The organism is Micromonospora haikouensis, from assembly GCF_900091595.1.
In the GTDB taxonomy this organism is placed as follows: Bacteria; Actinomycetota; Actinomycetes; order Mycobacteriales; family Micromonosporaceae; genus Micromonospora; species Micromonospora haikouensis.
In genome coordinates this window covers 48,681-67,040 of the sequence record NZ_FMCW01000028.1, presented here as the reverse complement: position 1 = coordinate 67,040, position 18,360 = coordinate 48,681, and the positions used below count along the sequence as shown (strand labels likewise).

At 74.7% G+C, this 18,360-nt stretch carries 17 protein-coding genes; 10 read left to right on the top strand and 7 right to left on the bottom strand.

What is annotated here, in order from left to right:
- The first annotated feature begins 3 nt into the window (after positions 1-3).
- Both treY and treZ read left to right on the top strand, forming a co-directional pair.
- Positions 4-2,361 (top strand): malto-oligosyltrehalose synthase, encoded by a 2,358-nt coding sequence (treY, locus tag GA0070558_RS25255; protein WP_091284201.1) that lies wholly within the window; start codon positions 4-6, stop codon positions 2,359-2,361.
- A complete protein-coding gene (treZ, locus tag GA0070558_RS25250) occupies positions 2,358-4,091 on the top strand; it encodes a malto-oligosyltrehalose trehalohydrolase (RefSeq protein WP_091284199.1) in 1,734 nt (577 codons plus the stop codon). The genes treY and treZ overlap by 4 nt, the downstream gene beginning before the upstream one ends.
- A gap of 310 nt (positions 4,092-4,401) precedes the next feature.
- On the opposite strand, the gene GA0070558_RS25245 is transcribed toward treZ, so the two are convergent.
- From GA0070558_RS25245 to GA0070558_RS25230, 4 genes are all read right to left on the bottom strand, one after another.
- Positions 4,402-4,752, bottom strand: a complete 351-nt coding sequence (locus GA0070558_RS25245; RefSeq protein WP_256092116.1) for a hypothetical protein — start codon at positions 4,750-4,752, stop codon at positions 4,402-4,404.
- Between the two features lie 121 nt (positions 4,753-4,873).
- A complete protein-coding gene (locus tag GA0070558_RS25240) occupies positions 4,874-5,389 on the bottom strand; it encodes an NUDIX domain-containing protein (protein ID WP_091284197.1) in 516 nt (171 codons plus the stop codon).
- Positions 5,390-5,479: 90 nt separating this feature from the next.
- Positions 5,480-5,713, bottom strand: coding sequence for a GntR family transcriptional regulator (locus GA0070558_RS25235; protein ID WP_091284195.1), 234 nt, complete (start codon positions 5,711-5,713; stop codon positions 5,480-5,482).
- 86 nt (positions 5,714-5,799) lie between these two features.
- The gene (locus GA0070558_RS25230) at positions 5,800-6,036 is read right to left on the bottom strand and encodes a GntR family transcriptional regulator (RefSeq protein WP_091284194.1); all 237 of its coding nucleotides are present in this window, start codon (positions 6,034-6,036) and stop codon (positions 5,800-5,802) included.
- Positions 6,037-6,246: 210 nt separating this feature from the next.
- Between GA0070558_RS25230 and GA0070558_RS33560 the strand changes: the two genes are divergently transcribed.
- The 4 genes from GA0070558_RS33560 (at position 6,247) to GA0070558_RS33555 (ending at position 10,406) form a co-directional block, all read left to right on the top strand.
- A complete protein-coding gene (locus GA0070558_RS33560; RefSeq protein WP_176734368.1) occupies positions 6,247-6,411 on the top strand; it encodes a hypothetical protein in 165 nt (54 codons plus the stop codon).
- Positions 6,398-7,582 (top strand): helix-turn-helix domain-containing protein, encoded by a 1,185-nt coding sequence (locus GA0070558_RS25225; RefSeq protein ID WP_091284192.1) that lies wholly within the window; start codon positions 6,398-6,400, stop codon positions 7,580-7,582. Before GA0070558_RS33560 ends, GA0070558_RS25225 begins: the two co-directional genes overlap by 14 nt.
- Before the next feature lie 220 nt (positions 7,583-7,802).
- Positions 7,803-9,563: a pentapeptide repeat-containing protein gene (locus GA0070558_RS25220; RefSeq protein ID WP_091284189.1), complete on the top strand. Its 1,761-nt coding sequence runs from the start codon at positions 7,803-7,805 to the stop codon at positions 9,561-9,563.
- Between the two features lie 210 nt (positions 9,564-9,773).
- Positions 9,774-10,406 carry a hypothetical protein gene (locus GA0070558_RS33555; protein ID WP_091284188.1) on the top strand — a complete coding sequence of 211 codons (633 nt, stop codon included), beginning with the start codon at positions 9,774-9,776 and terminating at the stop codon, positions 10,404-10,406.
- Positions 10,407-10,482: 76 nt separating this feature from the next.
- Here the strand turns inward: GA0070558_RS33555 and GA0070558_RS25210 are convergent, their stop codons facing one another.
- Together GA0070558_RS25210 and GA0070558_RS25205 are read right to left on the bottom strand one after the other, a co-directional pair.
- A complete protein-coding gene (locus GA0070558_RS25210) occupies positions 10,483-10,899 on the bottom strand; it encodes an SUKH-4 family immunity protein (protein WP_091284186.1) in 417 nt (138 codons plus the stop codon).
- Positions 10,900-10,988: 89 nt separating this feature from the next.
- Positions 10,989-12,467: a glutamate-cysteine ligase family protein gene (locus GA0070558_RS25205; RefSeq protein ID WP_091284275.1), complete on the bottom strand. Its 1,479-nt coding sequence runs from the start codon at positions 12,465-12,467 to the stop codon at positions 10,989-10,991.
- Between the two features lie 181 nt (positions 12,468-12,648).
- Between GA0070558_RS25205 and GA0070558_RS25200 the strand changes: the two genes are divergently transcribed.
- Positions 12,649-12,987, top strand: a complete 339-nt coding sequence (locus tag GA0070558_RS25200; RefSeq protein ID WP_043969534.1) for a DUF3817 domain-containing protein — start codon at positions 12,649-12,651, stop codon at positions 12,985-12,987.
- 56 nt (positions 12,988-13,043) lie between these two features.
- Here the strand turns inward: GA0070558_RS25200 and GA0070558_RS25195 are convergent, their stop codons facing one another.
- Positions 13,044-13,580, bottom strand: a complete 537-nt coding sequence (locus GA0070558_RS25195; RefSeq protein WP_091284184.1) for a hypothetical protein — start codon at positions 13,578-13,580, stop codon at positions 13,044-13,046.
- A gap of 189 nt (positions 13,581-13,769) precedes the next feature.
- On the opposite strand from GA0070558_RS25195, the gene GA0070558_RS25190 reads away from it, so the two are divergent.
- The 3 genes from GA0070558_RS25190 to GA0070558_RS25180 all read left to right on the top strand — a co-directional run bounded on the left by GA0070558_RS25190 (position 13,770) and on the right by GA0070558_RS25180 (position 18,287).
- Positions 13,770-14,894 carry a baeRF2 domain-containing protein gene (locus GA0070558_RS25190; protein ID WP_091284182.1) on the top strand — a complete coding sequence of 375 codons (1,125 nt, stop codon included), beginning with the start codon at positions 13,770-13,772 and terminating at the stop codon, positions 14,892-14,894.
- Entirely contained in the window at positions 14,887-16,647 is a 1,761-nt protein-coding gene (locus GA0070558_RS25185) for a thiamine pyrophosphate-binding protein (protein WP_091284180.1), read from the top strand. The genes GA0070558_RS25190 and GA0070558_RS25185 overlap by 8 nt, the downstream gene beginning before the upstream one ends.
- Before the next feature lie 287 nt (positions 16,648-16,934).
- The gene (locus GA0070558_RS25180; protein WP_091284273.1) at positions 16,935-18,287 is read left to right on the top strand and encodes a hypothetical protein; all 1,353 of its coding nucleotides are present in this window, start codon (positions 16,935-16,937) and stop codon (positions 18,285-18,287) included.
- Positions 18,288-18,360 lie beyond the last annotated feature (73 nt).

Below are 18,360 nucleotides of genomic sequence, written 5' to 3'. Positions count from 1 at the left end.
CCGATGCCCGACACCCCCTCCGTGCCCGTCGGCTCGACCTACCGGGTGCAGGTCCGTCCCGGCTTCGACCTCGACACCACCGCCGGCCTCGCCGGCTACCTGGCCGACCTCGGCGTCACCCACCTCTACAGCGCCCCGCTGCTCACCGCCACCCCCGGCTCGCCGCACGGCTACGACGTGGTCGACCACCGGGCCGTCAACCCCGAGCTGGGCGGCGAGGCCGCCCGGGTGCGGCTGGTGCGGGCGCTGCGCGCCGCCGGGCTCGGCCTCGTCGTCGACATCGTGCCCAACCACGCCGGGGTGGCCCGGCCGGCGGCCAACCCCGCCTGGTGGGACGTGCTGCGCCGGGGCCGCGACTCGGCGTACGCGCGCTGGTTCGACATCGACTGGGACCGGGGCCGGCTGCTGCTGCCCGTGCTCGCCGACACCCCCGACGCCCTCGACGACCTCACCATCGCCGACGGGGAGCTGCGCTACCACGAGCACCGCTTCCCGATCGCGGACGGCACCGGCGACGGCAGCCCCCGCCAGGTGCACGACCGGCAGCACTACGAGCTGGTCTCCTGGCGGCGCGGCGACCGCGAGCTGACGTACCGCCGGTTCTTCGCCGTCGCCGACCTCGCCGGCCTGCGCGTGGAGGACCCGGAGGTCTTCGCCGCCACCCACGCCGAGATCCTGCGGTGGGCGGCGGCCGGCGAGGTCGACGGCATCCGCGTCGACCACCCCGACGGGCTGCGCGACCCCGCCGGCTACCTGGCTCGGCTGCGCGCCGCCGCGCCACAGGCGTGGCTGCTGGTGGAGAAGATCCTGGAGTACGGCGAGGAACTGCCCGACTGGCCGGTCGACGGCACCACCGGCTACGACGCCCTCGCCGCCGTGGGCGGCCTGTTCGTCGACGGCGCCGCCGAGGCCGACTTCACCGCCCTCGACGCCCGGCTCACCGGCCGGCACACCTCCTGGCAGGACCTCACCCACGACACCAAGCTGGCCGCCGCCACCCGGCTGCTCGCCGCCGAGCTGACCCGCCTCGCCGCGCTCGCCCCCGAGCTGGCCCCCGACTCCGCCCGCGCCGCCCTGGCGGAGCTGGCCGCCTGCTTCCCGGTCTACCGGGGCTACCCGCCGCACGGGGCCCGCCACCTCGCCGCCGCCCGCGCCGAGGCCGGCCGCCGCCGCCCCGACCTGGCCCCCGCCCTCGACGCGGTCACCCGCCGGCTCCGCGACCCCGACGACGAGCTGGGCGTACGTTTCCCGCAGCTGAGCGGCGCGGTGATGGCCAAGGGCGTCGAGGACACCGCCTACTACCGGTGGAGCCGGTTCGTCGCCCTCAACGAGGTCGGCGGCAGCCCCGCCCACTTCGGCACCCCGCCGGCCGAGTTCCACCGGTTCGCCGCCGCCCGCCAGGTCCGCTGGCCGGCGGCCATGACCACCCTCTCCACCCACGACACCAAGCGCGGCGAGGACGTCCGGGCCCGCCTCGCCGTGCTCTCCGAGCTGCCCGACCGCTGGGCCGAGCGGGTCACCCGGTGGACGGCCGCCGCGCCGCTGCCCGACCCGGCGTTCGCCCACCTGCTCTGGCAGACCGCCGTCGGCGCGTGGCCCGTCGAGCGGGAGCGGCTGCACGCGTACGCCGAGAAGGCCGCCCGGGAGGCGTCGGTGGCCACGAGCTGGGCCGACCCCGACCCCGGCTTCGAACGCGCCGTGCACGCCCTGGTCGACCGCATGTACGACGACCCGGAGCTGCACGCCGAGCTGACCGCGTTCGCCGCCGAGATCACCCCCGCCGGCTGGTCCAACTCGCTGGGGCAGAAGCTCGTCCAGCTCGCCATGCCCGGGGTGCCCGACACTTACCAGGGCACCGAGCTGTGGGACAACTCCCTCGTCGACCCCGACAACCGCCGCCCGGTCGACTTCGGCGTACGCCGGGAGAAGCTGGCGCGGCTCGACGCCGGCCTGCCCCCGGCGGTGGACGCGTCCGGCGCGGCGAAGCTGCTCGTGGTGTCGCGGACGCTGCGGCTGCGCCGCGACCACCCGGAGCTGTTCGCCGGCTACCGCCCGGTGCCCGCGCACGGCCCCGCCGCCGCCCACGTCGTCGCCTTCGACCGGGGAGCCTCCGCTGCGGACCTCTCCGCTGCGGGCGGGCTGCACCCGCCCGGGGCGGTCGCCGTGGCGACCCGGCTGCCGCTGCGGCTGGCCCGCGCCGGCGGCTGGCGGGGCACCCGCCTGTCGCTGGGCGGCAACAGTGTTACCGACGTGTTCACCGGGCGGGTCTACAGCGGCAGTGAGCTGCTGCTGGACGATCTGCTCGACACTCTCCCCGTCGCCCTCCTCGCACCCACCGACTCCGTGGAGGCTGCCGCATGACCGAGTTCACCGTGTGGGCGCCCGAGGCCGCCCGGGTCCGGCTGCGGCTGGCCGGTGACGACGACCACGAGATGCGCCCCGAGCCGGGCGGCTGGTGGCGGGCCGAGGTGCCCGGCGCGGGCCCCGGCACCGACTACGCGTTCGTCCTCGGCGACGACGGCCGGGCCCTGCCCGACCCCCGCTCGCCCTGGCAGCCCGCCGGGGTGCACGGGCCGAGCCGGCGCTACGACCACGCCGCCCACCGCTGGGGCGACGCCGGCTGGACCGGCCGGCAACTGCCCGGCAGCATCCTCTACGAGCTGCACATCGGCACGTTCACCCCCGAGGGCACCTTCGACGCGGCGATCGAACGCCTCGACCACCTCGTCGACCTCGGCGTCGACCTGGTCGAGCTGCTGCCGGTCAACGCCTTCAACGGCGAGCACAACTGGGGGTACGACGGGGTCTGCTGGTTCGCCCCGCACGAACCGTACGGCGGCCCCGACGGGCTGAAACGGTTCGTCGACGCCGCCCACGCCAAGGGGCTGGGGGTGATCCTCGACGTCGTCTACAACCATTTCGGGCCCTCCGGGGCCTACGCGCCGATGTTCGCGCCGTACCTGACCGAGCGGAGCAACACCTGGGGCCGCACCGTCAACCTCGACGGCCCCCACTCCGACGAGGTACGCCGCTACATCGTCGACAGCATCGTGATGTGGCTGCGCGACTACCACGTCGACGGCCTGCGCCTCGACGCCGTGCACGCCATGCCCGACACCCGCGCCACCCATCTGCTGGAGGAGATCGCGGTGGCGGTGGAGGCCCTGTCGACCCGGCTGGGTCGGCCGCTGTCGCTGATCGCCGAGTCCGACCTCAACGACCCGAGGCTGGTCACCCCCCGCGAGGCCGGCGGGTACGGCCTGCACGCCCAGTGGAACGACGACGCCCACCACGCCCTGCACACCCTGCTCACCGGGGAACGGCAGGGCTACTACGCCGACTTCGGCTCCCTGGAGTGCCTGGCGCAGGTGCTGACCGGCGGATTCTACCACGCCGGCACCTGGTCCAGCTTCCGCCAGCGCAGCCACGGCCGGCCCGTCGACCGGCAGCGCGTGCCGGGGCACCGCTTCGTGGCGTACCTGCAGAACCACGACCAGATCGGCAACCGGGCCACCGGCGACCGGATCTCCGCGACGCTCTCCCCGGCGCTGCTGCGGGTCGGCGCGACGCTGCTGCTCACCGGCCCGTTCACCCCGATGCTCTTCATGGGGGAGGAGTGGGCGGCCAGCACCCCGTGGCAGTTCTTCACCAGCCACCCGGAGCCGGAGCTGGCCACCGCCGTCGCCACCGGGCGCAGGCGCGAGTTCGCCGCGCACGGCTGGCCGGCCGGCGACGTGCCGGACCCGCAGGACCGGGCGACGTTCCTGCGCTCCCGGCTCGACTGGGCCGAGCTGGACAAGCCCGAACACCGCCGGATGTACGACTTCTACCGGCGGCTCATCGCCCTGCGCAAGAGCGACCCCGACCTGTCCGACCCCCGGCTCGACGCCGTCGACGTCCGGCACGGCGACCAGTTCCTGGTGATGCACCGGGGCGAGCGGATGGTGGTGGCGAACCTCGCCGGCCGGCCGCAGCGGATCACCCTGCCGGGCGTGGCGCGGCGGGTGCTGCTGACCACGGAGGAGGGCGTCTCGGTCACCCGCGACCGCATCGAACTCCCCCCGGAGTCGGCGGCGGTGGTCGCCCTGTGAGGGGAGCGGGGCTGGTCGGCGTGATCGTCTGCTGATTTGTGAGACGACACGCCGGACAAGTTCTCCATAACCAGCAGACGATCATGCCCCGCCTGCGCCTCCTCGGTGGCCGGGCCCGCCCGCCCTCGTGATCAAGAGGAAAGCGTCATCGTCGAGATCAACTCTGACGCTTTTCTCTTGATCACTGCGCTGGGCTTGACGGGGCCAGGCGGCGAAGCGTTGCGGGAGCCGCACTACGTCGGGAGTGAACTCGTGTTGCTGGCTACAGCGAGGGCGACGCGCGCAATCTCGGTGTGTTCGGGATCGGGCATCAGGCGGCGCGCGCGACCTGGCGCAGCACCGGGTGACGCTCCTCCCACGCGCGGCGCACACCACGCGGCAGGTAGAGATCGTTCCACACCCGGATCAGCGTCGGGCCGTCCAGCCAGGCGGACAGCTCGTCAACCCGAACCGCCTCGGTCAGGACGGTCTCGTACATCGCGGTGAGTGCCCACTCCTGATCAAGGTCTACCTGTCGGTCAGGACGCCACAGCAGGCGGTGCGGCAGCTCAACGCCGCTGTGGGTCGGCCCGACCAGAGCAGCGAGATCATCGACGACCACGGCGCAGCGACCCGGTCGGCTCTGGTACCGCCGGGCGGCGCGGATCGGCGTGGCTTCCACGCGGCCAACGTAGCCGTTCGACCGCAGGACGCCGGGCAGAACCCCCGCAGAGTCGCTGCACGAACGCCGGCACGGCTCCGCCCGAGGGTGCCCTCGGGAGCGCATGGCACAACACTGGGCTTCATGCTTCCCGTGCTTCCCACCCTGGGGACTGATGGCGAGGAGCATGCCCATCGGTGAGGTAGACCGGGGTTAGCCTGATTCGCGCTCCGGCAGCCGCAGCTATCCGTGGGGAAACGCTGTCCGGGAGGCGCTGCTCAGCCTCGCCGGGCGGGAAGAAGGCAACGTCTTCCAGTTCTTGCCTGGGTAGGTCGAAGTCGCTCTGGTCGCTGAGGATCCCGCAATCGAAGGTGAAGTGAATGAGGGAGCGTGGCCGTTCGCCGGCAGGGGAAGCCCAGTCCACGACGAGGAGAGTTCCCACCGTTACGGAAACGCCCAACTCCTCTTGGACTTCCCGGGCGCATCCCACATGCGGGAACTCTCCATCTTCCAGATACCCGCCAGGGAAGGCCCAGTGATCGCGATAGGTGGGCTTGACCAGCAGTATGTTGCCCGCGGAGTCGGTGATGAAAGCGGCTGTGGCGGCGTAGAAGGCGGGCAGGTTGGCGTACCAGGTGGCGGGCTCCGTCCAGGTCACCTTGGTGACGCTAGCCGACAGCTCCCGATCTTGGACCGGGCTACCCGAGCGCTCCTCGGAGCCGCGATTCCGTTCGGCTTGGTGCTGGTGTCAGGGGCGATCGACGACATAGGTGCCGCGTCCGGTGAACGTCACGACCATGCCGCGATCGCGGAGCAGCCGGATGGCGGCCCGAACGGTTCCCCGGCTGACTCCGTACTGCTGTTGAAGGTGGCTCTCGCTCGGCAGAGGCTGGCGCGGCTTGAGTTTGCCTGCCTCGATCTCCTTGGTCAGAAGTTCTGCGAGCTGTACGTAGAACGCCACCGGGGACATCTCGTCAACCATGTGCCGGACCTTAACGCGGGCGGCTTTTCGGACCCGACTCGGTCGGTCGCCCTGCCGGTTCGCGCCGTCGTATTCAGGCGAGGAGGTCAGGATTCCTCCGGCATTCTTCCGGTCACGTAGGTTCCCTTGCCTTGGCGGCCCTGAAGCTCCCCGGTGATTTGAAGATGCTCGATCGCGCGTCTTACCGTGCCGATGGAGCAATCGTACTTCTCCGCGAGTTCCGGTAGGGAGGGGAGCTTGTCTCCCTCCTTGAGTTGCCCCGAGGCGATCGACTTCCTGATGTCGTTGATGACGACTCGGAAGGTCGGGATGTAGCCGCTCATCACCCTAGTAGATCAGTGTGCACCGATGACCATGTCCAGTATGTCACTTCTTGCAGCAGTGCTTACTCTGTCTACTCTGTCAGTAGAGTGGGCTGCGCCAGGATGGATGCTCAGCAAGGAGCGGTATGTCCAGATGGAAGTGGTACCAGCCCCAGCAGCGTGATCTGCCGCCATCGAAGCCCCTGATGCGCCGCCCTGACGGAGGCACCCATGCGTGGTGACGAACCTACGGTGAGCCGAGGCGAGCGGATCGAGGAGGCCGAGCGGGAGGCGGCCAGGCAGCGGCTGCTCGCCGTGGCCGAGGCGGAGCGCGTACCCGTGGAGGAGACCACGCGGGCGGTCCCCGACCGGCGGTGGCGGCGTGACCAGCGGTGACGAGCCGATCGGTCGTCGGGTTGCCCGGTGGCGGGCGCGGCGGCGGCTGACCCAGCAGATGCTTGCCGACCGGCTCGGCCGGTCGAAGAGCTGGGTGGACAAGGTCGAGCGGGGCGTGCGCGCACTGGACCGGTACGCGGTGATCCAGGAGGTCGCCGAGGTGCTGCGGGTCGACCCGCTGGTGCTGCTCGGCGAGCGCCGTACGACGCCGTCGACCGGGGCCGGCCGGCTGGACGGGGTCGACGGGATCCGGGCGGCCCTCGCCCGCTACGACGTGCCGCACCCGACGGGGTCCGTGGCGGAGACGGGTCGGCACGTGGGGCACGCCTGGCTGACGTACCAGCACGCGCGGTATGACCAGGTGATACGCCTGCTGCCGAGGCTGCTGCACGCCGCACAGGGCGTGCGGTCGGCGGAGCCGGAGCTGCTGGTGCAGGCGTACCGGATCGCGTCGTCGGTGCTGGTGAAGCTCGGCGAGGCCGACCTCGGCTGGCTGGCCGCCGACCGGGCGGTGGCCGCAGCCGGCGGCGACCGCGTGCTGGCCGGGGCGGCGACCATCTCGGCAGCCCAGGCGCTGCGCGCGCTCGGGTACGACCGGCTGGCGCTGGTGGCGGCGCTGGCCGCCGCGCACCGCATCGCGTCCGCGCCTCCACCCGGGCCGGAGACGTCGCCGGCGGGGCCAGCGGCGACGGCGGTGCACGGGACCCTGCTGCTCCAGGCCGCCCTCGCCGCCGCCGGCTGCGGCGACGCCCACCGCGCCGGGGAGCTGACCGGCCGGGCCGCCGAGGTCGCCGCCCGGGTCGCCGCCGACGACCCGCACCGCACCGGCTTCGGGCCGGTCACCGTCGAGCTGGCCGAGGTGGTGGCGGCGGTCGAGCTGGGCGACGCCCGGGCGGCCGTGGTCCGGCACGAGCAGGTGGTACGGCGGGACGCTTGGCGGCTGCTGCCGGCCGAGTATCGCGCGGCGTATCTGGTGGACGCCGCGCGGGCGTACCTCCGGGTTGGCGACCCGGGTGGGGCCGGGCGGGTGCTGGTCGACGCGGACGGCGTCGCGCCGGCCGAGGTCCGGTGCCGGCCGGTGGCGCGTACGGTGCTCGCCGAGGTCGCGTCGGCACGCCCGGCGCCGGCCGGCGTGGCGCGGCTGGCGACGCTGGTCGGCCTGTCCCGGTGACCGCGAAGCCCGGTGGCCTCCGCACTTGCCCTGATCGAGCACGACCTTTGCCCGACATCGACTCTCGACCCGACCGTGTGCCGGCGGGCGGGGCGCAGGTCCCGATTCCCCAGTGCCCCCGCCGGTGTCGGTCGTTGCGGCTATCCTGCGCCGGCGTGTCGGGGCCGGCCCGGCGTCGTGGCCGGTGCGCGTGGCGGCCGTCGGGTGTGGAGGGGGTCACGTGGTGGACGATGCGGCGGGCGTCGAGGAGTGCCGGGCGGCCGGCCGGCAGGTGCTGGCTGCGGCGGGTGGGCAGCGGGAGGCCGCCCTGCGGCGGCTCGCCGAGGTTGGCGCGGCCCACCCCGACCTGCGGCAGCATGCCGCCGACGCGGTGTGCGCATACCTGCGTACGCCGGCTGACGGTCCTGCCAACCTGGACGCCGACGGGCGGCGGGTGGCGGGGCGCGTGCTCGCCGGGCTGCTCCGGCCCGACGCGGGTGCGTCAGCCGTCGGCGTCGACCTGGCCGGGGCGACCCTCGTCGACGCCGACCTGGGCGGCTGCGTGCTGGCCGGGGCCCGGTTCGACGACGCCCGTTTCCTCGGGACGACCTCCTTCGCCGGGGCCCGGTTCGCCCGCGACGCGATCTTCGCTCGCGCGCTCTTCCACGGAGCTGCCCGCTTCGACGAGGCGCACTTCGCCGCCGACGCCGTGTTCGGGCGGGCCCGGTTCCGGGGGCCGGCGAGCTTCGCGGGCGCGGCGTTCGGCGGGCTGGCCTGGTTCGGGCGCGGCGAGGAGGAGTTCTGGGAGGACGACCCGGCCTGGGACACCATCGAGGAGGTCCGGCCCGCTGAGTGGGACGAGCCGAACGAGGACGACCCCGGCTGGCCGGTGGCGGTGCTGATGGGCGACTACCAGGAGTGGACCGAAGGCGGTGACGGGGCCCGCTTCGTCGGCCCGGCTTCGTTCCACCGGGCCCGCTTCGCCGGCCCGGCCTGGTTCTACAAGGCGCGCTTCGGCGCGGAGGCGACCTTCGGGGGGGCGTGGTTCGGTGGGCCTGTGCACCTGGACCAGCCAGCCGTGGACCTCACCGACGCCCGGTGGGCCGGCTCGGCCGACGACGAGCCGATGTGCTGGCCCCTCGGCTGGACGTCGGAACTCGGCCCGGACGACGCGAACGAACCGGACGGTCCGCAGGGGCCGTCCGGCGCACAGGGACCGGCCGCCCCGGGCGGCGCGGCGGTGCTCGTGCCCGACGGCTCCGTCGCGCCGTACGCCCGCCAGCTCGCCGATGGCGATCCCGAGGTGCGTCGGGTCGGCCTGCGCGTCCTCGGCGAGTTGGGCGACGCGCGACCGGAGCTGCGCCAGCGGGTGGTGGACGCCGTCTGCGGCTACCTGCGCGCCCCGCTGCCGTTCCCCGTGACCGGCGAGCTGACCGCCGGGCAGGCCGGCGAGGTGGAGCTGCGCCGCGCCGCCCAGCGACTCCTCGCCGCACGCCTGCGCCAGGGGGCCGGTGCCCCGGGTGAGCCGGGCGGTTCGGGCAGGCCCGACGAGCGGAACGGGCCGGGCGGGCCGGATGAGCCGGGCGGGCCGAACGAGCCGAACGAGCCGAACGAGCCGGATGGGCCGGATGGGCCGGATGGGCCGGATGGGCCGGGCGGGCCGGCTTCCGGGGCGGTGCACTGGGCGGGCATGAGCCTGTCGCTGTCCGGCGCGACCCTCGTCGACCTCGACCTCAGCGGGTGCGCGGTGGACTACGCCGACTTCACGGCCGCCCAGTTCCACGGGGTCACCCGCTTCGACGGGTCCACGTTCCAGGGCGCGGTGTTCCGGCTCGGCGGCCCGGAGGGGCGCGCCTCGTTCCACGGCGACGTCACCTTCGCCGACGCGCGCCTCGACAGGTTCCGCGCCCCGGCGGAGGTCCTCGGCGCGGTCGTCTTCCACGCCACCCACGACCTCCCCACCCCCACCCCCACCCCCACCCCCACCCCCACCCCCTCCTGACTCCCGCGCCCCGCCCGCGCCCCCCGTTCTCCTGAATCCCGCGCCCCGCCTGCGCCCCCGCTCTCCGCGATCTTGCAGTTTCGGCCCCCGCATAACGGTGATAACGGGCGAACAGGGGGCCACAAGTGCAAGATCGCGGGGGCGAGCGGGGTGAGCGGGGCGAGCGGAGGAGCGAGGGAGGGGGCCTGAGGGGTGGGGTAGCGTCGCGGGGTGGGTGACGAGCGGGCCGCAGGGGCCAAGGAGGGCGCAGGGGGCGAGCGGGCCGCAGGGGCCAAGAGTCTGCTGCTGGGGCGGATCGCCGGTGAGGCGTGGATCGTCGACCTGCTGCGCCGGTTCGACTTCGACCTGGACCGGGCCGCCGACGGGCCGCCCGAGGCGGTGCACCTGCCCAACGGCGAGCCCCTGGAGATGATCGCCGGGGACGCCTCGGGCGGGGCCTTCATGCTGGTGGGCGACGACAACGGCGACGACAACGGCGACGGCGTCGCCCGGCCCGTGCTGTACGTCGGCTCGGAGGGCGAGGGCGGGTTGATCGCGACCGACCTGCGCGCCGCGCTCTCCCTCGTCGTCGGGCTCTCCAGCGTCCACGACGCGACGTCGGTCCCGTACGGCGACGATGGCGGCGCGCGGCTGCGGGAGTGGCTGGCCCGCGCCGACGAGGAGATCCGCGAGGACTGGCCGGAGCTGGACGCGGAACGGGCGCGGCTGCGGCAGGCGCTCGACCTGCCGGAGGCCGACGGGCTGCTGGAGGCGCTGCACCGACTGGCGGCCGACGAGGACTACCGCCCGGTCAGCGACGCCGGTGACCGGTACGAGGCGATGGTCGACGCGCCCGGGGCGTAGCGACCAGGAAGCGCCGACCCGTCAGATCGCCGACCCGGCAGACCGGGTTGCCGCCGGGGGAGGTCGACCCGTCAGGTCATCCCGTAGCCGAGTTCCTCGGCGGCCACCGACCAGAAGCGGTTCTCGTGGCGACCGACGCCGGGTCGAGCTGTCGGAACCGGTCGGTGAGCCGCTCGCCGACCGCCTCGAGGTCGTCGTCGGCGTCGTCGGGCAGCGCGTCGGCCTCGACGCGGGCCGCCAGGTACGCCTCCGCGCAGGCGACGAGCGCGTCCAGCGTGGAGTTCACCGGCTCTGCGCCGTCGGCGTCGACGAGGGACACCGCACCCGTGGCCGGGTCGACGACGAGGCGGGACAGCCCCTCGTCCTCGGCGAGGACCACCCCGGTCGAGTCGGCGCGGGCGGCCGGGAGCCAGTCCCCGGGGTAGGGAAGCTGCTCCCCGAGGGAGCGTAGCCGGGCGAGGGCGGCGTCGATCGCCGCGTCGGTGTTCGGCACCGGACCACCCTAGCCCCGAGCGCGGGCCCGCCGGCCTGGGCTCCTCGCCCGGTCCCGGGCCGGGCCCGGATGGTCAGGGGACCGCACGGTCAGGGGATCGGCCACTCGTGGACGGGGCGGTTGCTGTGCATCAGCTCCACGTAGTGGCGGACGACCTCGCGCAGCGCCTCGGGCCGGTCCAGGTGGTCGGCGGATTCCAGCCGGTGCAGCGTCTCCACCTGCCACGTCGCGCCGTTGCGCCCGGTGAGGCAGCGCTGCTCGATGATCCCGAGCAGCCGGTCCCGCTCGGCCGGGTCGAGCCCCCAGCGGTCGAGGCCGTGGTGTGCCAGCGGCAGCAGCCGGCGCAGCACCAGCTCGGTGACCGGCAGGTAGCCGAGGCCGGGCCAGAACACCTGGGCGTCGATGCCGTGCCGGGCGCAGGCGTTGAAGTTCTCCTCGGCGGCGCTGAACGACATCTGCGACCACAGTGGCCGGTCCGACTCGGCGAGGGCCCGGACCAGCCCGAAGTAGAACGCGCCGTTGGCGACGGTGTCGAGCACGGTCGGGCCGGCGGGCAGCACCCGGTTCTCCACCCGCAGGTGGGGGCGGCCCTTGTACACGTCGTAGACCGGCCGGTTCCAGCGGTAGACGGTGCCGTTGTGCAGCCGCAGCTCGGCGAGCTTCGGCACGTCGCCCCGGGCCAGGGCCTCGGCCGGGTCCTCCGCGTCGCACACCGGCAGCAGCGCGGGGAAGTAGCGCACGTTCTCCTCGAACAGGTCGAACACGCTGGTGATCCAGCGTTCGCCGAACCACACCCGGGGGCGTACCCCCTGGGCCTTGATCTCCTCGGCCCGGGTGTCGGTGGCCTGCTGGAACAGCGGGATGCGGGTCTCGCGCCACAGCTCCCGGCCGAACAGCAGCGGTGAGTTCGCGCCGAGGGCGACCTGGATGCCGGCGACCGCCTGGGCGGCGTTCCAGTGGTCGGCGAACTGCGCGGGGCTGACCTGGAGATGGAACTGGGTGCTGGTGCAGGCCGCCTCCGGGGTGATGGTGTCGGCGGTGGTCGCGAGCCGCTCCACCCCGCTGATGGAGATCCGCAGGTCCTCGCCGCGTGCGGCGAAGATCTGCTCGTTGAGCAGCTGGTAGCGCGGGTTGGTCGACAGCGTCTCGGCGGTCAGGTGCTCAGGGCGCAGCGTCGGCAGGATTCCGATCATGACCATGTGCGCGCCGACGCCCTGGGCCTTGGTCTCGGCGGCGTTGAGGCTGGCCCGCACGTGTTCCTCGAACGCGGCGGTGCCCGTGCCGGCCAGCCGGCGCGGCGCGACGTTGATCTCCACGTTGAACTGCCCCAGCTCGGTCTGGAAGCTGGGGTCGGCGATCGCGGCGAGCACGTCGGCGTTGCGCATCGCCGGCATGGACTCCTCGTCGACCAGGTTCAGCTCGATCTCCAGCCCGGTCATCGGCCGCTCGACGTCGAACCGGGACTCCCGGAGCATCTCGGCGAAGACGTCCAGACACCGGTGCACCTTCTCCCGGTAGCGGGCCCGGTCCTCCCGACTGAAGGTGCGCGCCCCGACTTCCTCGCCCATGGTCACCGCCCTGTCACCGTTGGTTCCCCCAACCTCGCACGCCTCGGTGGCCCGGGGGAAGACCCGAAGGTCCCTCTACGTACCCACCTGTGGCCCGCGTGATCCCCGTCGCCTCCGCTCCCCGCGCCGACGAGGTGCCGGACGGGCTGGCTAGCATGGCCGGCAACCGGTGGGGGAGACGATGCGCGAGAAGATCACGAAGCTGTTCGTCGCGGCGGCGGTCGCCGAGGCGTGCTCCTGGCTGGCCCTGCTGGTCGGCATGGCCGTCAAGTACGGGCCGCCGGGCAACGAGATCGGCGTGAAGATCTTCGGCCCGATCCACGGCGGCCTGTTCGTCGCGTACGGCGTGCTCGTGCTGGCCGTCGCCCGGCTGCACCGGTGGCGGACGTGGCCGACCCTCGTGGCGCTGGCCTGCTCCGTGCCGCCGTTCGCCACCCTGGTCTTCGAACGCTGGGCGGCCCGCCGGGGCATGCTGCGCACCGCGCCCGACCCCGACCGCCCCCTCACCCCGGTCGGCTGACCGCCCGGCGCGCCCCGTGCCCCGTGTCGGGTGCCGAGTGCCGGGTGCCGCAAAGCTCAGATCAGCAGGATCGCCGCGGCGACCATGAGGACCAGCAGCGCGCCCAGGATGGCCTGGAGCAGCAGCGGCGGCCCGAGGTGGCTCCACAGGGTGGCGTGGCGGGGGCGCAGCAGTTGCCCGGTGGTGAGGTTGACGATCTGCTCGACCCGGGGCGGCAGGTCCGGATCCTGCGGCTTGAGCGTGATCTGCACCCAGTCGGCCGGATGCAGCGCGCTCTGCGCCAGGTGCCCGTGCAGCTCCACCTCGCACAGCTGGTCGTTGGAGTCGCGCAGCCGCAGCGGGGTGACCAGGAACTCCGGCCCCTTGCGCAGCTCTTTCCAGGTGCGCCGGGCGCCGCCACCGCCGCTGGACAGCAGCGAACGGAACGCCAGCAGCAGCAGCCCCATCACGCTGGCGGCCGTCACCACGGCGACGAGCACGGGCTGGCCGATCTTCAGCTCACGCGGATAGCCGTCGAGCAACCGGACGACGCGGCCGGTGACGATCCGCTGCGTCGGGCGAGCGATCCGCCGGTAGTCGAGGTCGCCGTCCATTGTCCACCACCGAGAGTCGTTCACCACGGAGAGTCCGATTCGCTGCACCGATCGTATCCGGCGGCGCGGCCGAACGACATGAATGAACGCGAGTCATGTTCGTGGCGCGCTTGCGTACGGGGCCGCCGGGTGAGGTGACAAGGCGACCGGCGCGGGTATGCGGGGGGCCGAGCCGGAAAGGGGTCGAGCATGCAGCTGTCCTTCCTGCGCCCGCTCTACGACCGTCCCGGGCCGTGGTGCTCGGTCTACCTGGACGCCTCCCGGGACACCCACGACGCCCGACCCGCGCTGGACCTGCGCTGGCGGGCCCTCAAGGGGCGACTGCTGGAGCAGGGCGCCGACGCGCCGACCGTGGACGCCGTCGAACGGGTCGTCCGCGGCCACGACCCGATGGCGGGCGACTACGGCATCGCCGTGTTCGCCACCCGGGGCCGCGCGGTGCTCACCGAGTACCTGTCCGCCCCGCCGCTGCGGGACCTGGCGACCGTGTCGGAGCTGCCGCACACCATGCCGCTGCTCGCCCAGCGCGGTGAACAGGTCGCCTGGGTGCGGGTGCTGGCCGACCGCAGGGGCGCGGACGCCGTGGCCGTCAGCGCCGGCGGGGTGCCCCGCCGCGCCCACGTCACCGGGCGGGAGGACTTCCCGCTGCGCCGCGTCAGCCCGGGCGGCTGGTCGCAGTCGCGCTACCAGCGGGCCGCCATGGAGGCCTGGCACCACAACGCCGGCGACGCGGCGGCGGCCACCGTGGAACTGGCCGAGAAGGTCGGCGCGGAGGTGGTGGTGGTCGCCGGCGACGTGCGGGCCACCGGCATGATCGCCGCCCAGCTGCCGGAGCGCTGGCAGGACGTGCTGGTGCGTACCGACGCCGGGTCGCGGCACGCCGGGGCGGACCCGGCGCTGATGGACGACGTCACCGTGCAGACCATCGCCGAGGTGGCCGACCAGCGGGTCACCGCGACGCTGGACCGCTTCGGCGTGCAGGAGGACGTCGGGGCGGGCCTCGACGCGGTCGTGTCGGCGCTGCGTCGCAACCAGGTCGACACGATGCTGATCGTGGACGACCCGTCGTCGACGGCGCAGCTGTGGGTCGGCCCCGAGCCGACCGACATCGCCACCGACCCGGGCCAGCTCACCGCCGTGTCGGTGGCCGACCCCCGGCGGGTACGCGCCGACGCGGCCCTGGTGCGGGCGCTCGTCGGCACCGACGCCGAGCTGACCGTGCTCGCGCCGGACGAGGCGCCCGAGCTGACCGACGGGGTGGGCGCGGTGCTGCGCTACGTCGACGCCGGCACCCCCGGCCGGTCACATGGCTGAGCGTACGGTCGCCGACCTGGTGGTGGAGCGGCTACGGGCGTGGCGGGTGCCGCGCGCCTTCGGGTGCCCGGGCGCCGCCGTCGCCCCGCTCGTCGCCGCCCTGGACCGTGCGGGCGGGGACCCGGAGTTCGTCCCCGCCCGGCACGAGGAGACGGCCTCGTTCATGGCCAGCGGGCACGCCAAGTTCACCGGCGAGATCGGGGTCTGCCTGGCCACCCAGGGCCCGAGCGCCGTGCACCTGCTCAACGGCCTGTACGACGCCAAGCTGGACAGCAAGCCGGTGGTGGCGATCGTCGGCGAGGACATCGGCGGCCCGCTCGGCGGCGCCCACGAGGAGATCGGCCTGAGCCGCCTCTTCGGCGACGTCTGCAACCAGTTCGTCCGCTACGCGCGCGCCCCCGCTCAGGTGCCCGCCGTGCTGGACCAGGCGTTCCGCACCGCCGCCGCCACCCGCAGCCCCACCTGCGTGGTGCTGCCCCGCGAGTTGCAGGTGGCCCCGGTGCCCGACCTGGTCCCGCAGTTCGCCGGGGTGATGTCGGCGACGCCGGGGGAGCCCCTGGCGCGGGTGCTGCCGCACGACGCCGACCTGGCCGCCGCCGCGTCGGTGCTCGGCATCGGCGACCGGGTGGCGATCCTGGTCGGGCAGGGCGGCCACGGCGCGGGCGACGAGATCGTGGCGCTGGCCGACCGGCTCGGCGCGGGGGTGGCCGCCAGCCTGCTCGGCAAGCCGGTGCTCGACGAGCGGCTGCCCTTCCACGCCGGGGTGCTCGGCGAGGTGGGCACCACCGCAGCGGCCCAGCTCATGGGCGGCTGTGACACCCTGCTGCTGGTCGGCACCAACGATCCGTGGACCGACTACTATCCGCTGCCCGGCCAGGTCCGCACCGTCCAGATCGACATCGACGGCCGGCGGATCGGCAACCGTTACCCGGTGGACGTGCCGCTGGTCGGCGACGCCACCGAGACACTGCGGGCCCTGCTGACCCGCGTTGCGGACCGGCCCCGGCGGGCGTGGCGGGAGACGGTGGAGGCGTCGGTGGACCGGTGGCGGCAGGCGGCGGCGGCCCGCGCCGCCGAGCCTGCCGGGCCGGTCAACCCGCAGCTCGTGCTGCACGAGCTGTCCGCCCGGCTGCCCCGGGAGGCGGCCGTCGCCGTCGACGTCGGCTCGGTCGTCTACTGGTACGCCCGGCATCTGGAGCTGCCGCCCGGCGTCACCGCCCACCTCTGCGGCACCCTCGGGTCGACCGGCTGCGCCCTGCCGTACGCGGTGGCGGCGAAGCTCGCCCGCCCCGACCGGCCGGTGCTCGCCCTCGCCGGCGACGGCGCGATGCAGCTCAACGGGCTGGCCGAGCTGATCACGGTGGCCCACCACTGGCGGGAGTGGTCGGATCCCCGGCTGGTCGTGTTGGTGCTCAACAACCGCGACAACTCCGGGGTGGGCGACGGCCGCCCGCCGGCCGGGGTGGCCGGCCGGCGCCCCGACGTCCCGTACGCCGGTTGGGCCCGCCTGCTGGGCCTGCACGGGGTCCGGGTGGACCGGCCGGAGCTGGTCGGCGCGGCGTGGGACGAGGTCCTCGCGGCGGACCGGCCGAGCGTGCTGGAGGCCGTGGTCGACCCGACCGTCGCGCTGCGCCCCCCGGAACCGGCCCTGGCCGACCTGCGCGGCCTCTTCGCCGGCGGCGACGCGGCCCGGCGGGTCCACGGGCGGATGCTCGACAACCGGGTCGCCGTCGAGGCGGAGGACCTCGTGTAGCCCGCCCCGGGCCAGGCGCGTGACCCACCTACGGCACGCCGGGCGGCGTGGCGGTCTCGGGATTCCGGGGACCGCCACGCCGCCCGCGCGTACGCCCCAGGGCCGGCCCGCGGTCCGGCTCCGGACGACCCGCCCAGCGGGCACGCGCGAGGGCGGACGCCCCGTTTAGACCCCATCGGGACGGGAAGCCGGGCCGCGTGGTGAGCGAACGAGGCGGGTCCGGACCGGCGCACACGGTGCGCCCGGACCTCACGGCGGACGGGGCCGGACTTGCCGGCGACCGGGTGATGACGGCGGGCAGCACGGCCCGGATCATGGTCGCCGCCGCGGTGCGCGCCCTGCGCGGGGAGGACTGCGCCGACCTGTGGAACCCGGGCGTGCCGTCCCGCTTCCCGGGCGCCCCCGAGCCGGTGCGCCGGGGCGCGGCCGCGCGGGCGGCCGGGCGGGTGGCCCTCACCCCCGACCAGGCGGCCGAGGTCGACGCCGACCGGGTCGCCCGGTGGATCGTCGACCAGTACCCGCGCCGGTGCTACCCGGGCGTGGTGCTCGGCTCGCCGCACGGCGCGGCCGTGCACCTGGCGGTCGCCCTCGGGGTGCCCTGGCTGCCCGCCGCCTTCGAGACGACGGTGCACTGGAGCGGCGGCGCGGTGGACCGGCCCGACGCCGCCCTCGACCACGGCGCGGCGCTCGCCGGCCGGCTGCTGGCCGACAACCCGGACGTGCACGTACGCCAGGTGCACTGCCCGGCCAGCCGGGGCCCGCTGTCCGGGGCGACCGTCTCCCTCACGGTGCGCTGGCAGTCGCTGCCGACGGCGTACGCCCGGTTCCTCGCCGACCGCCTCGCGCCCGACGCCCCGGTGCTGCTGCTGCGCGACGCCCGCACCTGGCCGGTGTACGACGCCGGACGGGGGCACAGCTTCCAGGCCGGCTCCCCGGCCAGCGGCCTGGACCCGGTGGACTTCCACCCGGACTCGCACATCCTGCGCCAGGTGCTCCGCTGCGTCGGCGGCGACGGGGCCCGCTGGCAGCCCCCGGAGGTCGCCTGCCCGCAGGGCTACGCCGAACACGGCGTGGAGCCCGGTTTCGAGCTCGCCGTCCGGGACTGGGCCGGGCGGCGGGGCAACAGCGTGCACCGGGTGCTCTTCCCCCGGCCGGAGGCGCTCAGCGCCGCCGTCGCCGACCTGTACCGGGGATGGCTGCGGCGGGCCGGCAAGACGGGCGACCGCCTCGTCGTGGAGTGCGGGCGGCTGCTCGACCCGTGGCAGGTGGTGCGGGCGGGGCTGGTGCCGTACTGGTGCGAGAACGCCACCCGGCGCACCGTCGACGCCGCCGAGTGGTGGCTGGCCGGCAGCGAGCCGTTCAGCTCCGTGGACGTGCTCCCGGAGTCGCCGGGGATGCGCTCGCCGGCCCTCGCGGGCCTGCCGCAGTGGCTGGCCGTGGCCGCGTTCGGCCGCCGCCGCCGGGCCCTGGACCGCACCGCCGCCCGGGGCTACCCGGTCGCGACGGTGCCGACCCGCCGGGCCACCGAGGTGCTCCGCGCCCAGCCGTACGACCTGCCGGCCCCGCCGCCGCTGCCCGCCGCGACCGCCGTCGAGGCGTTCCGGGCCGGCGGCGCCCGGCACGGCCTGGTGGTCGGCTGACCGGTTCGTCCGCCGCGCCGCGGGACGTCCCGGGCGGCGCGCCCAGTCGGTCGCACCGACCGGCCGAATCATC

Excerpts from the sequence above, each read along its gene's own strand:
- GA0070558_RS25205 (WP_091284275.1), bottom strand. The coding sequence starts at position 12,467 with ATGGGCGAGGAAGTCGGGGCGCGCACCTTCAGTCGGGAGGACCGGGCC.
- treZ (WP_091284199.1), top strand. The coding sequence starts at position 2,358 with ATGACCGAGTTCACCGTGTGGGCGCCCGAGGCCGCCCGGGTCCGGCTG.
- treY (WP_091284201.1), top strand. The coding sequence starts at position 4 with ATGCCCGACACCCCCTCCGTGCCCGTCGGCTCGACCTACCGGGTGCAG.
- GA0070558_RS25230 (WP_091284194.1), bottom strand. The coding sequence starts at position 6,036 with ATGAGCGGCTACATCCCGACCTTCCGAGTCGTCATCAACGACATCAGG.
- GA0070558_RS25195 (WP_091284184.1), bottom strand. The coding sequence starts at position 13,580 with ATGGACGGCGACCTCGACTACCGGCGGATCGCTCGCCCGACGCAGCGG.
- GA0070558_RS33560 (WP_176734368.1), top strand. The coding sequence starts at position 6,247 with ATGCGTGGTGACGAACCTACGGTGAGCCGAGGCGAGCGGATCGAGGAG.
- GA0070558_RS25190 (WP_091284182.1), top strand. The coding sequence starts at position 13,770 with ATGCAGCTGTCCTTCCTGCGCCCGCTCTACGACCGTCCCGGGCCGTGG.
- GA0070558_RS25200 (WP_043969534.1), top strand. The coding sequence starts at position 12,649 with ATGCGCGAGAAGATCACGAAGCTGTTCGTCGCGGCGGCGGTCGCCGAG.
- GA0070558_RS25185 (WP_091284180.1), top strand. The coding sequence starts at position 14,887 with ATGGCTGAGCGTACGGTCGCCGACCTGGTGGTGGAGCGGCTACGGGCG.
- GA0070558_RS25235 (WP_091284195.1), bottom strand. The coding sequence starts at position 5,713 with ATGGTTGACGAGATGTCCCCGGTGGCGTTCTACGTACAGCTCGCAGAA.
- GA0070558_RS25180 (WP_091284273.1), top strand. The coding sequence starts at position 16,935 with ATGACGGCGGGCAGCACGGCCCGGATCATGGTCGCCGCCGCGGTGCGC.